Here is a 13,730-nt window from a genome sequence, read left to right on the forward strand (position 1 = left end):
GACACCGCGGCGGGCCGGCCAACGCCCCGTCCCGGCGCTCACGACGACGCTCGCAGCGACGCCGTGCCGAGCTTCTCCACGACGGCCCGGACGTACGCACCCGGACGCAGCGGCACGGCGGCCGTGGCCGCACCGGCCAGGAAGACCCAGCCCTCGCGGAGTCGAACCCCGTGCCGGCCGGCGAGCCGGATGCCCTCGTCCAACGCCCGGCGCGGATCGCCGAGGACCGCCGCGGTCGAGCCGACCTGGGCGACCCGGCCATCGATCTCCAGCAGCACACCGAGGTTGTCCAGGCCCTCCGGGACCGGGCACCAGGGCCCGACCACGAACGCGCCGGCGGAGGTGTTGTCGGCGATGACATCGGGCAGGGAGAAGGTGAAGTTGGCGTACCGGGAGTCGATCAGCTCGATCGCGGGGGCGACCGCGCGGACCGCGTCGGTGAAGTCGGCGACCGGCTCACCGGGCTCGGGGAGCCGATCCAGCAGGAAGGCCACCTCCGGCTCGACCCGGGGGTGGATGAAGTCGTCGACGGCAACGGTGCCGCCGTCGGGGACCCGCATCACGTCGGTGAGCCGGCCCCAGATCACCTCGTCCACGCCGACCTGCGCCATCTTCGCCTTGCTGGTCAACCCCAGCTTGAGGCCCACCAGCCGCTCACCGCGGTCGAGCCGGCGCTCCAGCAGCGCGGTCTGCACCGCGTACGCGGCGTCCACGTCCAGGCCCGTCTCGGCGGCCAGTTGCGGGATCGCGGTGCCGGTGTCGGCCGCCGCGCCCAGCTTCCCGGCGATCCCGGCGATGTCCGGACCGATCATTGACCCTCCTCCCGGTGGCCGGTCAGGTCCAGCGCCACATCGACGATCATGTCTTCCTGGCCGCCGACCATCCGGCGCCGGCCCAGCTCGACGAGGATCGAACGGACGTCCACGCCGTACTTCTGCGACGCCCGCTCGGCGTGCCGCAGGAAGCTGGAGTAGACGCCGGCGTACCCCAGGGAGAGCGTCTCCCGGTCGACCCGCACCGGACGGTCCTGCACCGGACGGACCAGCTCCTCGGCGGCGTCCATCAGTGCGAACACGTCGCAGTCGTGCTTCCAGCCGTGCAGCTCGGCGACCGCGACGAACACCTCCAACGGCGCGTTGCCGGCCCCGGCCCCCATGCCGGCGAGCGAGGCGTCCACCCGGACGGTCCGGCCGGACGGGGAGCCGGGCGGCCCGGCCCCGCGGATCCGCCCATGCTCGACGGCGACCACGCTGTTCGCCACCCCGAGGGAGAGGTTGTGGTGGGCGTGGATGCCGATCTGCGTCTCCGGTTCGAGGACCTGCCGGTACGCGTCGATCCGGTTGGCCACGTCGGACATCAGCAGCCGGCCGCCGGAATCGGTGACGTAGACGCAGTGCGCCCCGTACGACTCCATCAGCCTGGCCTGTGCGGCCAGCCCGGCCGGGTCGTTCATGTGGGACATCATGAGAAAACCGGAGACGTCCATCCCGTTCTCCCGCGCCCAGGAGATGTGCTGGGCCGAGATGTCCGCCTCGGTGCAGTGGGTGGCGATCCGGACGCTGGTCACCCCGAGTGCCTTCGCCGCCTTCAGGTCGGCGATGGTGCCGATGCCGGGCACCAGCAGGGTGGTCAGCTTCGCGGTGGTCAACACCGCGGCGGCCGCCGCGATCCAGTCGGCGTCGCTGGCCGCGCCGTGGCCGTAGTTGACGCTGGCCCCGGCGAGCCCGTCGCCGTGCGCCACCTCGATCGCGGCCACCCCGGCGGCGTCCAGCGCGGCGGCGATCGTCCGCACCTGGTCGACGGTGTACCGGTGCGCGATGGCGTGCATGCCGTCCCGCAACGTCACGTCCTGGATGTACAGGTCGGTCATCCGGCCCTCCTGTTGTCCGCGGCCGCGGGACCCCGCCTCGCCGCGCTTCGCACCCTCACGTGGGCACCCCATTCGCAAGGGCGACCAGCCGCTCCGCGGTGCGCAGCGCGGCCGAGGTCATGATGTCCAGGTTCCCGGCGTACGCCGGCAGGTAGTGCCCGGCGCCGGAAACCTCCAGGAAGACCGAGACCTGCAACCCGGTGAGGTGCCGGCCGAGCGACGGCAGGTACGTGTCGATCTCGTCGAACTGCACGTCCTGCTTGAGCTGATAGCCGGGGACGTACTGCTGGACCGCCGCCACCATGTCGGCCACGGAGGCGCCGATCGCGGCCCGGTCGGCGTCGGCGTCCGGGCACAGGCAGTAGACCGTGTCCCGCATGAGCAGCGGCGGGTCGGCCGGGTTGAGCACGATGATCGCCTTGCCGCGCTCGGCGCCACCGACCACCTCGATGGCGCGCGCGGTGGTCTCGGTGAACTCGTCGATGTTGGCCCGGGTGCCCGGCCCGGCCGACTTCGACGCGATCGACGCGACGATCTCCCCGTACACGACCGGAGTCACCCGGCCGACCGCGGCGACGATCGGCACGGTCGCCTGCCCACCGCACGTGACCATGTTGACGTTGGTCTCGCTCAAGTGCTCGTCGAGGTTGACCGGCGGCACCACGTACGGGCCGACGGCCGCCGGCGTCAGGTCCACCACGGTCCGGCCGTGCGCGCGCAGTACAGCGTCGTTGTGCCGGTGCGCGCCGGCTGAGGTGGCGTCGAAGACCAGCTCGACGTCGGCGAACTCGGGCATGGCCACGAGGCCGTCCACCCCCTCGGCGGTGGTGGCGACGCCGAGTCGGCGGGCGCGGGCCAGCCCGTCGGAGTCGGGGTCGATGCCGGCCATCGCGACCATCCGCAGCGACTCCGACAGCCGCAGCACCTTGATCATCAGATCGGTCCCGATGTTGCCGGAGCCGAGCACCGCCACACCGACGCTCACGGGTGGGTCCTCTTGGTTCGCGACTGCGGGGCTCGCAAGCTCACTCCTCACGCTCACCGTGCCTGCCCTCCGTTCGCGACTGCGGGGCTCGCAAGCTCACTCCTCACGCTCACCGTGCCTGCCCTCCGTTCGCGACTGCGGGGCTCGCAAGCTCACTCCTCACGCTCACTGGTCACCGTCCTTGGCGAAGCGCGTCCGTACCGAACCGAGGCCGGAGATCCGCGCCTCGTACGCCGCCCCCGGGCTCACCGGCACCATCGGGCCGAGCGCGCCGGAGAGCACCACATCGCCGGCGCGTAACGGGTCGCCGGACCGGGCCAGTGTCTGCGCCAGCCAGGCCAGCGCGTGCAGCGGGTTGCCGAGGCAGGCCGCCCCGGCGCCGACCGACACCGGCTCGCCGGCGTGTTCGAGGACCATTCCGCACAACCGCAGGTCCACATCGGCCAGCCGGCGCGGCGCGGTGCCCAGCACGAACAACCCACTGGAGGCGTTGTCCGCGACCGTGTCCACGATGGAAATGTCCCAGCCGGCGACCCGGGAGTCGACGATCTCGATCGCGGGCAGCAGGTGATCCACCGACCGGGTCAGGTCGGCGGTGGTGACCCGCTCGTCGGCCAGATCCGCGCCGAGCACGAACGCGATCTCGGCCTCCACCCGGGGCTGGAGCAGCCGACCGAGGAGCACCTCGACGCCGTCCGGTACCGCCATCTCCTCGGTCAACACACCGAAGTCGGGCTGGTAGACGCCGAGGCTCTCCTGAACTGCCCGGGAGGTCAGCCCGATCTTCGCGCCGACCCGCCGGTGCCCGCGCCGCTGCCACTCCCGTACCTGCATCTGCTGCACCAGGTACGCGGAGGTGATGTCACCCTCCGGGAGCAGCCGGCCGCGCAGCGGTGGGCAGGGCTTGCCGGTCTCCCGGGCCTCGGTCAGTTCCCGGGCCGCGGCGGCGTGGTCGACACTCATGTGGGCTCCTCACTGCGCTCGGACCCGCCACGCGGCTTCCGGCGGGTCGCGCTGATGATTCGCTTGCCGCGCTCACTCATGAGAGGTCCACGCAGACGTTGGTGAGTTCGGAGTAGAAGGTGAGCGAGTGCACCCCACCCTCGCGGCCGATGCCGGAGGCCTTCACCCCGCCGAACGGGGTACGCAGGTCGCGTAGGAACCAGGTGTTGACCCAGACGACGCCGGCGTCCAGCCGGGCGCCCGCCCGGTGCGCCCGGCCCACGTCCCGGGTCCAAACCGCCGCCGCCAGGCCGTACTCGGTGCCGTTGGCCAGCGCGTACGCCTCGTCCTCGTCGTCGAACGGCGCGACGTGCACGACCGGACCGAAGATCTCCTCGGTGTTGGTCCGGGCGTCCGGGCCGAGCCCGGTGAGCACGGTCGGCTGCACGTAGGCTCCGCCGTCGCGGGCGTCGCCGAAGCGCGGCGTGCCGCCCCCGGCCAGCACCTCGGCGCCCTCGGCGCGGGCCAGCCCGTAGTGGCCGAGCACCTTCTCTCGGTGGGTGTGCGAGATCAGCGGCATGTTCACTGTGGCCTCGTCGGCCGGCCACCCGTACGGCAGCTCGACCGCCCGCTTCGCCAACCGCGCGGTGAACTCCTCGAATACCGGGCGCTGCACGTAGATGCGCTCGGTGCAGAGGCAGACCTGACCGCCGTTGGTGAAACTGGACCGAACCGAGCCGGCGACCGCCGCGTCCAGGTCGGCGTCGGCGAAGACCAGCCCGGCGTTCTTGCCACCCAGCTCGAAGCTGACCGCCTTCACCCCGTCGGCGGCGGCCCGCATGATGGCGCCGCCGGTGGCCGACTCCCCGGTGAAGGTGATCGCGTCGACGCCCGCGTGGCAGGTGAGGAACTCCCCCGCGGAGCCGGGCCCGAAGCCGTGCACCACGTTGAAAACGCCCGGCGGTACGCCGGCCGCGGCCATCACCTCGGCGAGCAACGTCGCCGAGGCGGGCGTCTCCTCGCTGGGCTTGACCACGACCGCGTTGCCGCAGGCCAGCGCCGGGGCGACCTTCCAGGTGAGCAGCAGCAACGGTAGGTTCCACGGCACGATCACCGCGACCACGCCGACCGGCTTGCGGACCGCGTAGTTCAGCGCCTGGCCGCCGGTTGGGGTGACCGTGGTGAACGACTCGGTCGGCGTGGTGGCGACGATCTCGGCGAACGCACGGAAGTTGGCCGCGCCGCGCGGGATGTCCAGCGTCCGGGCCTGCGATATGGCCTTGCCGGTGTCGGCAACCTCGGCGGTGACCAGGTCGTCGAAGCGACGCTCCAGCTCGTCGGCGACCCGGCGCAACACCTCGGCCCGCTCCCGCTCGCCCATCCGGCCCCACGGGCCGCGCAGCGCCGCCCGGGCGGCGGCCACCGCATCATCCACGGTGGACTGCGTTGCCTCGACCACCTCGAAGACCGGCTCGCCGGTCACCGGGCTCCGCTTCGCGAACCGACGGCCGGCGTCGACGAACTCACCGGCGACGAAGTTGCGCAGCAGACCCGGCCCGGCCGGCGCGTTGCCCGCCATGAGCCGCGGATCCCAGCCGGTCATCGGCGCCTCCCTCGGCGGAGCACGGACCCGACTGCCCCGGCCAGCAGCAGCGCCGCACCGGCGGTGGCGGCGCCGAGCACCTGGTGTTGCCGGCGGACCCGGCGGCGCACCTGCGCGTACGGGGTGGTCGAGAAGGACACCAGCTCGTACCGGGAAACGTACCTGCCGGGCAGCGCCCGTTCCAGGGTGTGTTCCACCCGGCGGCCGAGCTTGAACAGCGGCGAGGAGACCTTGTCGCGCATCTCCACGAAGTTGGCCAGGGCCATTCGGGCGATCGCCTCGGCGTTGTCCTGCCGGCGCCGCTGGAACAGCGGCAGCGCGCCGGACCAGTCGTCGGCGCACTCGTCGAGGCAGCGGTCCAGCTCCACCACGTCCTCGAACGCGCAGTTCGCACCCTGGCCGTAGAACGGCACGATGGCGTGCGCCGCGTCGCCGAGCAGACCCACCCGGCCGTTGACCTGCCACGGGTCGCACCGCACCGTGCCGAGCACGCCGACCGGGTTGTGCTGGTAGTCGTCGACCAGATTCGGCGCCAGCGGCAGCACGTCCGGGTAGTGCTCGGCGAAGTGCCGCTCGACAGCGGCCGGGCTGCCCAGTGAGGCGAAACTCGCGGTGCCGTGGGTGGGCCAGAAGAGGGTGCAGGTGAAGGAGCGGTCCGGGTTGGGCAACGCGATCATCATCGAGGTGCCGCGCGGCCAGATGTGCAACGCCGCCGGATCGAGCGCGAAGTCCCCGCCCAGCGGCGGGATGGTCAGCTCCTTGTAGCCGTAGTCGAGGAAGTCCACGCTCTCGGTGAGCAGCCCGTGCCCGAGGAGTTGGCCGCGTACGGCGGACCCGGCGCCGTCGGTACCCAGGACGACCGGCGCGGCGGCGGCGACCTTGCCCCGCGGGGTCTCGAAGGTCATCTCGCCGCTGGCCGGGTCGAGGTCGACCAGCCGGTGGTCGAACATGATCCGCACGCCGGGCAGCGTGGTGGCGGCGTCCAGCAGGGCGTTGTTCAACGCGCCCCGACTGATCGAGTTGATCGCCCGGTCACCGGTAGCGCTGTACGACTGGAACTGCGGCTCCCCCGCAACCGGGTGGATCATCCGGCCACGCATCGGCAGCGCATCGACCATCACCTCGGTGTCCAGCCCGATCCGGCGCAGCGCGTCCAAGCCGCGCTCGGAGAGCGCCAGGTTGATCGAACGGCCCCGCTCGACCTGCCCGGACCGGGGATCGGGCCGGCGCTCGTAGAGCGCGACCCGGTACCCCCGCCGGGCCAGGTAGCAGGCGAGCAGGCAGCCGGCGAGCCCGGCGCCGACGACGGCGATCTCGTCGCGTGCACGACTCACGCGGACACCTCCACCGTCGCGGCCAGCGCGTCGGCCACCCGCCAGCAGTCGTGGTACGTGCAGTAGAGCGGCACCGGAGCGAACCGGACGATGTCCGGCTCCCGGGCGTCGGCGATCACCCCGTGCTCGTACCGCAGACGCTTGGCCAGCCCGGCGGCGCTGCCGGCGCCGATCCGCACCGAGAGCTGGGCGCCGCGTCGGGCCGGGTCGCGCGGGGTGACGACGGTCAGTGGGCGGGCGGCGCTCACCTCGTCGAGCAGTTTCTCCAGGTAGCCGGTGAGCCGGACACTGCGCCCCCGCAGCGCCGGCATGCCGACCGCGTCGAACAGCTCCAGCGAGGTGCGCACCGGCCCCATGGCGAAGATCGGCGGGTTGGAGACCTGCCAGGCCTCCGCCGTCGCCGGCGGCCGGGAGACCGGCGTCATCTCGAATCGCGTCGCCGCCTCGGTGCTCCACCAGCCCTCGAAGCGGGGCAGGGCCGGATCGCCGAGGTGGCGCTCGTGCACGAAGACGCCGGACAGGGCTCCCGGCCCGGAGTTCAGATACTTGTACGAGCACCAGGCCGCGAAGTCGACGTCCCAGTCGTGGAGCGCGAGCGGCACGTTGCCGGCGGCATGCGCCAGATCCCACCCGACCACGGCGCCGGCGGCCCGGCCGGCCGCCGTGATCGCCGGGATGTCCATCAACTCGCCGGTCAGGTAGTTGACGCCGCCGAGCAGCACCAGCGCGACGGTCTCGCCCTCGGCGGCGAGCAGGTCGAGGACGTCGGTGGTACGCAGGACGTCCTCACCGGGGCGCGGCCTCAGCCGCACCACCGTCGTGTCGGGATCGAGGCCGTGGAAGCGGGCCTGGCTGCGGACGGCGTAGCTGTCCGACGGGAATGCCGCGTCCTCGATGAGGATGCGGGTACGGGCACCGGCCGGTCGGTAGAAACTGACCATCAGCAGGTGCAGGTTGACGGTGAGCGAGTTCATCACCACGACCTCTGCCGGCCGGGCGCCGACCAGCCGCGCGGCGGGCGCCGTCAACAGCTCGTGGTACGGCAGCCACGGCCGCTCGGCCTCCAGATGCCCCTCCACCCCGAGGCGTCGCCACGCGTCGAGGTCGGCGAAGAGTTCGTCCCGGGTGGCGCGAGGTTGCAGGCCGAGTGAGTTGCCGGCCAGATAGGCGGCCTCCGGGTAACGACCACCGTCGGCCGGCGGGAGGTGGAACAGGTGTCGGTGCCCGGGTTCGTCGGCGTCGCGGCGGCGGGCCTCGTCTTCGTTGTTCATCACGGGGTTTTCGTCCTCCCGTCACATCGCCGTCCGGGCAGACCACAGCTCCGGGAAGACCACCCGAGCCATGCTGCGCTGCAGCCACGCCAGTCCGGCGGAACCACCGCTGCCGACCTTGGCACCCATTGTCCGCTGGACCGCCTTGAGGTGGTGGTGCCGCCAGTCGCCGAACTGCTCGGCCACCTCGGTCAGCGCCTCGCCGAGCAGGCGCAGGTGGTTCTCCGGGGCGGCGTCGGCGTAGACGCACACCCACGCGGCCTCCACCGCCGGGTGCGGCTCGTGCTCCGCCACGACATCGCGCTCGAGCAGGTCGGCGGGAAGGTCGTGGCCGTGCCGGGCGAGCAGGGCGACCACGTCGTCCCAGACGCTCGGGGCGGCCAGGGTGGCACGCAGGTCCGCGTACACCTCGGTCTGCCGGTGGAACGGCCGCAGTAGCGTCTCGTCCCGGAGCCCGAGCAGGAACTCCAGCTGGCGGTACATCGCAGACTGGAAACCGGAGCCCTCGCCGAGCAGGTTACGGAACCGGTTGAAGTCGGCCGGCGTCATCCAGCGCAGCCCCTTCCAGGCCGCGTTCAGGCCCTCCAGGTGCAGGGCGGCGCGGCGTAGCGGGGCCAGCGCGTCCCAGACCCGGTCGGCGCGCAGCAGGCGCTGGGTCTCGCGCAGCTCGTGGCAGGTCAACCCGAAGTACAGCTCCATGATCTGGCTGACCACCAGGAAGGACATCTCACCCGGGTCGTCGCTGAGCGGCGCCTGCAACCGGTGCAGAGTGCTGGCCTGCACGTACGAGTCGTACGGGACCCGACCGGCGAACTCCAGGGTCGGTTCGCCGCCGTTACGGGCGGCACGGGCGACCCGCTGTCGCGGGGTGACCGGCCGTACCGCCGCCCGGGTGGCCGCCCGCAGGTCCGTCCGTTCCACCGATCCACTCCCTCCACCTCGCGCCGACTGACCGGCGGCGCTGCCGGGGTGAACGACATGATCCCCCGGCGGGATCCCCGAATGGAATGCCGGATCAACGGCTCTGTTCCGCTATCACCTGTTGATCGCAAGGCGATAGCGCAAATCAGCGTGGAGAGCGTAAGGTCACCGGCGTGGACGAGATGGACTGGGCTCTGCTGCGGGAGTTGCAGGCTGACGCTCGGCTGTCGTACAGCGAACTGTCCCGGCGGGTGCACCTGTCCCCGCCGGCCGTCGCCGACCGCGTACGGCGGCTGGAGGAGTCGGGCGTCATCACCGGGTACCACGCGCACGTCGACCTGGGCCGGGCCGGGCGGAGCGTGGTCGCGTTGATCCGGATGTCCTGCTACGGGTCCCGATGCATTCTGCATGACCCGGAGGTGGCTGACTGGCCGGAGATCCTGGAGATCCACCGGATCACCGGGGACGCGTGCAGCGTGCTGAGGGTCGCGGTCGGGTCGATCGGCGACTTCGAGGCGGTCATCGACCGGCTCGCCCCGTACGGCCAGCCGTCCAGCACGATGGTCCTCTCCACCCCGCTCGACTGGCATCCGGTCACCCCGCTGCCCCCGTCCACGCACGGGTGATCCGGCAACCGCCGCCGACACCTGCCGACACGAAACAGGACGTCCGGGTCGACCGCCCCGGGGTGGTCCGCCGCGGGCGGGATCGACCGGTCCGTTTCCGTCCGCATCGACGCGTGAGTCGGTCGCGCCGGGGCGTGTGCGGTGGCCCCGCGAGGGAAAGCACGACCCGTCGACAGCAGGACACGACCCGTCGACCCAGCAGGACCGGTGCCCGGTGCCGGGAGGGAGGAACATGCGGGGTCTACGACCAGCCGGCGGCGTCGAGCGCGCCCCATCGAGATTCGTCCGCCTACTCGGGGCGTTCGCCCTGATTGCCGTGTTCGTCTTGCTCGGTGCCGCGCCCGCGCGGGCCGGCGAGAACACGTTCGTCGAGGTGACCCCGAACCCGGCGCAGGCGGGCACCCGGGTCAGCATCCGGGCCGGCTGCGACAACGCCAACAACCGTCAGGCCACCGCACATTCGGACGCGTTCGGGCGGGTGGTCCTGCGGCCGGACAACGGCTTCCTGAGCGGCCAGGTCACCATCCCGGGCAGCAAGAATCCCGGGGACTACGCGGTGGACCTGCGCTGCGACAACGGGAAGACCGCCACCACCACGCTAACCGTGCTGAACATGCAGCAGCCCACGAAGGGCCCGGCGACCGGGGGCGGTGGCACCGCCAGCGGGGCCGGCTCCGTGCTGCTGATCGGGGGCGTCGCCGCGGTGGCGCTCGCCGTCGCGTTCGGGTTCTTCGGCAACCGCCGCTCCGGGGCCGGAGCCTGACCTCGGCGTATCCGCCATGACCAAAGCGCACAGGCACAGCCGATCGGGACCGGGGCGGGCGGCCACCCGGTGGGCGGTACGGTCCTCCGCCCGGCTGGCCCGTGCGACCGCCCGGCGGCTGCGGCGGGTCGCCGGGCAGACCGTCGCCGCCAGCCTCGCCACCACCGATCCGACGGACGGGCCGCTGCCCGCGCGCCCCCCGCGCCGGCGGTGGACGGCCACCGGCCGGCGGCCGGCACCGTCCCGGAATCCGGGGGTCCCGGTCCTGGTGATCGGGACGCTGATGGTGCTCATCATCGCCATGCTGGCGGTGGAGCGGGTGACCGGGACGAGTGTTCTGCCGGACCGGTTCACCGCCGGGCTGCGGCCACCACCGAAGGAGTTCCCGGTGCTGCCGGCGAGCCGGCCGGTTGCCATCCAGATCGACACCATCGACGTGGCTGCACCGGTGCACACCGTGGGACTCGCGTCCGACGGCACGATCGCGGCCCCGGACGCCGCCCGCGCCGAGGAGGCCGGCTGGTACGACCAGGGTCCGACCCCCGGGCAGTACGGTCCCGCCGTCATCGTCGGCCACGTCGACACCAGCACCGGGCCGGCCATCTTCCACGGGCTGCGCAGCCTCCGGGCCGGCGACCGGGTCGAGGTGGCCCGTTCCGACGGCACGGTGGCCGTCTTCGAGGTCAACTCGGTGGAACGGTTCGACAAGCAGCGGTTCCCGGCCGACCAGGTCTTCGGTGACTTCAGCCGCCCCAACCTGCGGCTGGTCACCTGCGGAGGCCGCTGGGTCGGTGGCGAGACCGGTTACGCCGACAACGTGGTGGTGTTCGCGTCCCTGGTGCGGGCGCACGGCGGGTGAGCGAGTTGCGATCCGCGGGCACGGCCTCGCGGCCGACCTTCTGGGTTGTCTCAGGCGGCCTCGGGCTCGCGGAGGTCGAGCCAGTCGGCCCACCGGGGGTCGGGTGCGCGGTGGCCGAGCACGCGCCACGCGGTGCCCCGCGGGGCGGTCGGTATGGCGTGCAGCCGCCAGCCCAGCTCGGCCGGGGTCTTGTCGCCTTTGGTGTGGTTGCACCGGGCGCACGCCGCCACGACGTTCTCCCAGGCGTGCCGGCCGCCTCGACTGCGGGGGAACACGTGGTCGATGGTCTCGGCCGGGCCCCGGCAGTAAGCGCACCGCCAGCCGTCCCGCGCGAAGATCGCCCGCCGGGAGAGGCCGACGTGAGTACGAAACGGCACACGGACGAAGCGGGTGAGCCGGACAACCGACGGCACCGGCAACGAGTCGCGCGCGCTGTGCAGGATCCCGTCGCCGTCGGCGACGCAGATCGCCTTGGCGGAGAGCACAAGGATGGCGGCACGACGGACGGATACGACACACAGTGGCTCGTACGTGGCGTTGAGGACAAGCGCGCCAGAGCCCACCGTGGGTCGTATGTCAGGCATCGCGCTCACCCTCCCGGTTCAGCGGCCCTACTCGCCACCGCCGGCCGGAAACGGGCGCAGCTCGGCACCCCGGCCGACGTCGGCCCGGATAACCGACGTCCGTGCGCCAATCGTCCCTGATAAGACCCCGGATTGCACGTACTAATCCCTCTCGTGCTACCGGGATCGCCGGCATTCGGGCAGATCAGCGCTGCGGCGTGGGCCGCCTCTCGCATCACCTGACACCGGTTGACGGCACGTGTCGTCTTCGGTTCGGGCCGGATCCGCGCCCGATGATCACGCACCACACCGCCCGCGTCCGGGGTAACCCGACCGTCGAGGCCGTCGACACCACCGTCCGCGTCCACGACCGCGACCAACTCCTCGCCGAGGTGCCCCGCACCACCGTCAGACCATCGCCCGGTTCGAGTCCCGCAGCCCGAGTCACCGGGACAACCCGTGCGACCACCACCGCGATGACGGCCAGGTGGACGGCTTCAGGGCGAAGACACCTCCTCGACGATGCTCGTGTCGCAGCTGCGAGATCATCAGCATGTGCGATGGCGCGGTCAACGACCAGGATGCCGCTCCACTCCTCATTGCGCTTCCGGATACGCGGGCCGGATCGTGAGTCGGCGCACCTGTTGAACGAATCCGGCGTCCCTGCCGAAGCCATCCGCGTCCCTGCCGAAGCTATCCGCGTCCCTGCCGCCGGTGGCTCGGTTCAACCTCCGTTGCTGCCGCCACGGCCGGGACGCGCACGCATCGGAGAGTCGGCGGCGCGGCATCGACCAGCGTGCGGTACGAAGACACCGTGAACGCTGTCAGCCTGACGTCACTCCTCCTGCCCGCCGCCGAGCCGGATCCAGGCCCGTCGGCGAACTGCCTCGACGATCCGTTCTGCGAGACCGTGTACGAGCTGACCCGCTCGGCGTGGTTCGCGGAGGGGAGCTACTGGATCCTGCTCAAGCCCCTGCGGATCGCCCTGATCGTGTTGCTGGCCGTGCTGGCGCGGTGGCTGGTGCACCGGACGATCAGGCGGCTGGTCCGGACGACCACCGACGCCGGCGTTCCCACCATGCTGCGGCCACTGCGCGAGCGGATCCCCACCGCGGCCGCCCAGCCGGGTGAGTTCGTGCCGGAGCGGCGGCGGCAACGGGCCGAGGCGATCGGGTCGGTGCTCCGCAGCCTCAGCACCGCGTTCATCTTCGGTATCGCGCTGCTGATGGTGCTCAAGGAGTTCAGCTTCGACCTGGCTCCGCTGCTCGCCAGCGCCGGCATCGTGGGCGTGGCGCTCGGCTTCGGCGCGCAGAGCCTGGTAAAGGATTTGATCACCGGCATGTTCATGCTGGTCGAAGACCAGTACGGCGTCGGTGACAACGTCGACCTTGGTGAGGCGACCGGCGTGGTCGAGTCGGTCGGGTTGCGGGTGACGACGGTCCGCGATCTACGGGGGGTGCTCTGGTACATCCGCAACGGCGAGATCATCCGGGTCGGCAACAAGAGTCAGGGCTGGGCGCTGGTGGTGGTCGACCTGCCGATCGGCTTCGCCAGCACCGAGGAGGCGATGGCCGTGCTGCGGACCGCGGCCGCCTCGCTCGCGCTCGACCCGGAGCTGACGAAGGAAATCGTCGAGGCGCCCCGGGTGCTCGGCGTCGAGCAGATCACCGTCGAGGGCGCGGTGGTCCGGACCGTGGTCAAGACGACCTCGGACGCGCAGTGGTCGATCGCCCGGGAGCTACGCCGCCGGCTGGCCGAGGCGCTGGAGAACTCGGGGATCACCGCCCAGATCGTCGCCGCCCGCTTCCACCCGGTCCTGGCACACCGGGCTTCTGGTGAGACCGAGGTCGGTGGCACCACCTGACGGAACGGCGGGGGTTCCGGCCGACCAACCCCTCGGGTATCGTCCGTTCGTTCAGTCGGCGATGCGACCGTCAACCCGTTCGCCCTAGCTAGTTGTCGGACGATCGGGCAGAATCCGGAGCACGCGCTC

At 71.9% G+C, this 13,730-nt stretch carries 13 protein-coding genes; 4 read left to right on the plus strand and 9 right to left on the minus strand.

Annotated elements, in window-relative coordinates; translation table 11 throughout:
* Positions 1–38 precede the first annotated feature (38 nt).
* The 8 genes from QTQ03_RS12700 to QTQ03_RS12735 form a co-directional block, all read right to left on the minus strand.
* A complete protein-coding gene (locus QTQ03_RS12700; RefSeq protein WP_289278193.1) occupies positions 39–812 on the minus strand; it encodes a 2-keto-4-pentenoate hydratase in 774 nt (257 codons plus the stop codon).
* Positions 809–1,870: a 4-hydroxy-2-oxovalerate aldolase gene (dmpG, locus tag QTQ03_RS12705; RefSeq protein WP_289278194.1), complete on the minus strand. Its 1,062-nt coding sequence runs from the start codon at positions 1,868–1,870 to the stop codon at positions 809–811. The genes QTQ03_RS12700 and dmpG overlap by 4 nt, the downstream gene beginning before the upstream one ends.
* Before the next feature lie 55 nt (positions 1,871–1,925).
* Complete coding sequence (locus QTQ03_RS12710; protein ID WP_289278195.1) at positions 1,926–2,855, minus strand: acetaldehyde dehydrogenase (acetylating); 930 nt, start codon at positions 2,853–2,855, stop codon at positions 1,926–1,928.
* 165 nt (positions 2,856–3,020) lie between these two features.
* Positions 3,021–3,818 (minus strand): 2-keto-4-pentenoate hydratase, encoded by a 798-nt coding sequence (locus tag QTQ03_RS12715; protein WP_289278196.1) that lies wholly within the window; start codon positions 3,816–3,818, stop codon positions 3,021–3,023.
* Positions 3,819–3,894: 76 nt separating this feature from the next.
* Positions 3,895–5,376: a 2-hydroxymuconic semialdehyde dehydrogenase gene (locus tag QTQ03_RS12720; protein ID WP_289280799.1), complete on the minus strand. Its 1,482-nt coding sequence runs from the start codon at positions 5,374–5,376 to the stop codon at positions 3,895–3,897.
* 20 nt (positions 5,377–5,396) lie between these two features.
* Complete coding sequence (locus QTQ03_RS12725) at positions 5,397–6,734, minus strand: FAD-dependent oxidoreductase (RefSeq protein WP_289278197.1); 1,338 nt, start codon at positions 6,732–6,734, stop codon at positions 5,397–5,399.
* On the minus strand, positions 6,731–8,005 hold the full coding sequence (gene kynU, locus QTQ03_RS12730) for a kynureninase (protein WP_289278198.1): 1,275 nt from the start codon (positions 8,003–8,005) through the stop codon (positions 6,731–6,733). Before kynU ends, QTQ03_RS12725 begins: the two co-directional genes overlap by 4 nt.
* Before the next feature lie 21 nt (positions 8,006–8,026).
* The gene (locus QTQ03_RS12735) at positions 8,027–8,926 is read right to left on the minus strand and encodes a tryptophan 2,3-dioxygenase (RefSeq protein WP_289278199.1); all 900 of its coding nucleotides are present in this window, start codon (positions 8,924–8,926) and stop codon (positions 8,027–8,029) included.
* Positions 8,927–9,099: 173 nt separating this feature from the next.
* On the opposite strand from QTQ03_RS12735, the gene QTQ03_RS12740 reads away from it, so the two are divergent.
* The 3 genes from QTQ03_RS12740 (at position 9,100) to QTQ03_RS12750 (ending at position 11,174) form a co-directional block, all read left to right on the plus strand.
* Positions 9,100–9,552 (plus strand): Lrp/AsnC family transcriptional regulator, encoded by a 453-nt coding sequence (locus QTQ03_RS12740; RefSeq protein ID WP_289278200.1) that lies wholly within the window; start codon positions 9,100–9,102, stop codon positions 9,550–9,552.
* A gap of 232 nt (positions 9,553–9,784) precedes the next feature.
* Positions 9,785–10,315 carry a hypothetical protein gene (locus tag QTQ03_RS12745; RefSeq protein ID WP_289278201.1) on the plus strand — a complete coding sequence of 177 codons (531 nt, stop codon included), beginning with the start codon at positions 9,785–9,787 and terminating at the stop codon, positions 10,313–10,315.
* A gap of 16 nt (positions 10,316–10,331) precedes the next feature.
* Positions 10,332–11,174, plus strand: a complete 843-nt coding sequence (locus QTQ03_RS12750; protein WP_289278202.1) for a class F sortase — start codon at positions 10,332–10,334, stop codon at positions 11,172–11,174.
* A 50-nt stretch (positions 11,175–11,224) separates the two neighbouring features.
* On the opposite strand, the gene QTQ03_RS12755 is transcribed toward QTQ03_RS12750, so the two are convergent.
* Positions 11,225–11,758, minus strand: coding sequence for an HNH endonuclease (locus QTQ03_RS12755; protein WP_289278203.1), 534 nt, complete (start codon positions 11,756–11,758; stop codon positions 11,225–11,227).
* A 793-nt stretch (positions 11,759–12,551) separates the two neighbouring features.
* Between QTQ03_RS12755 and QTQ03_RS12760 the strand changes: the two genes are divergently transcribed.
* On the plus strand, positions 12,552–13,601 hold the full coding sequence (locus QTQ03_RS12760; protein ID WP_289278204.1) for a mechanosensitive ion channel family protein: 1,050 nt from the start codon (positions 12,552–12,554) through the stop codon (positions 13,599–13,601).
* The last annotated feature ends 129 nt before the right edge of the window (positions 13,602–13,730 follow it).

The organism is Micromonospora sp. WMMA1363 (genome assembly GCF_030345795.1).
Classification (GTDB): domain Bacteria; phylum Actinomycetota; class Actinomycetes; order Mycobacteriales; family Micromonosporaceae; genus Micromonospora.

Coding starts and splice junctions, on each gene's coding strand:
- QTQ03_RS12750 (WP_289278202.1), top strand. CDS start 10,332: ATGACCAAAGCGCACAGGCACAGCCGATCGGGACCGGGGCGGGCGGCC.
- kynU (WP_289278198.1), bottom strand. CDS start 8,005: ATGAACAACGAAGACGAGGCCCGCCGCCGCGACGCCGACGAACCCGGG.
- QTQ03_RS12745 (WP_289278201.1), top strand. CDS start 9,785: ATGCGGGGTCTACGACCAGCCGGCGGCGTCGAGCGCGCCCCATCGAGA.
- QTQ03_RS12720 (WP_289280799.1), bottom strand. CDS start 5,376: ATGGCGGGCAACGCGCCGGCCGGGCCGGGTCTGCTGCGCAACTTCGTC.
- QTQ03_RS12715 (WP_289278196.1), bottom strand. CDS start 3,818: ATGAGTGTCGACCACGCCGCCGCGGCCCGGGAACTGACCGAGGCCCGG.
- dmpG (WP_289278194.1), bottom strand. CDS start 1,870: ATGACCGACCTGTACATCCAGGACGTGACGTTGCGGGACGGCATGCAC.
- QTQ03_RS12755 (WP_289278203.1), bottom strand. CDS start 11,758: ATGCCTGACATACGACCCACGGTGGGCTCTGGCGCGCTTGTCCTCAAC.
- QTQ03_RS12700 (WP_289278193.1), bottom strand. CDS start 812: ATGATCGGTCCGGACATCGCCGGGATCGCCGGGAAGCTGGGCGCGGCG.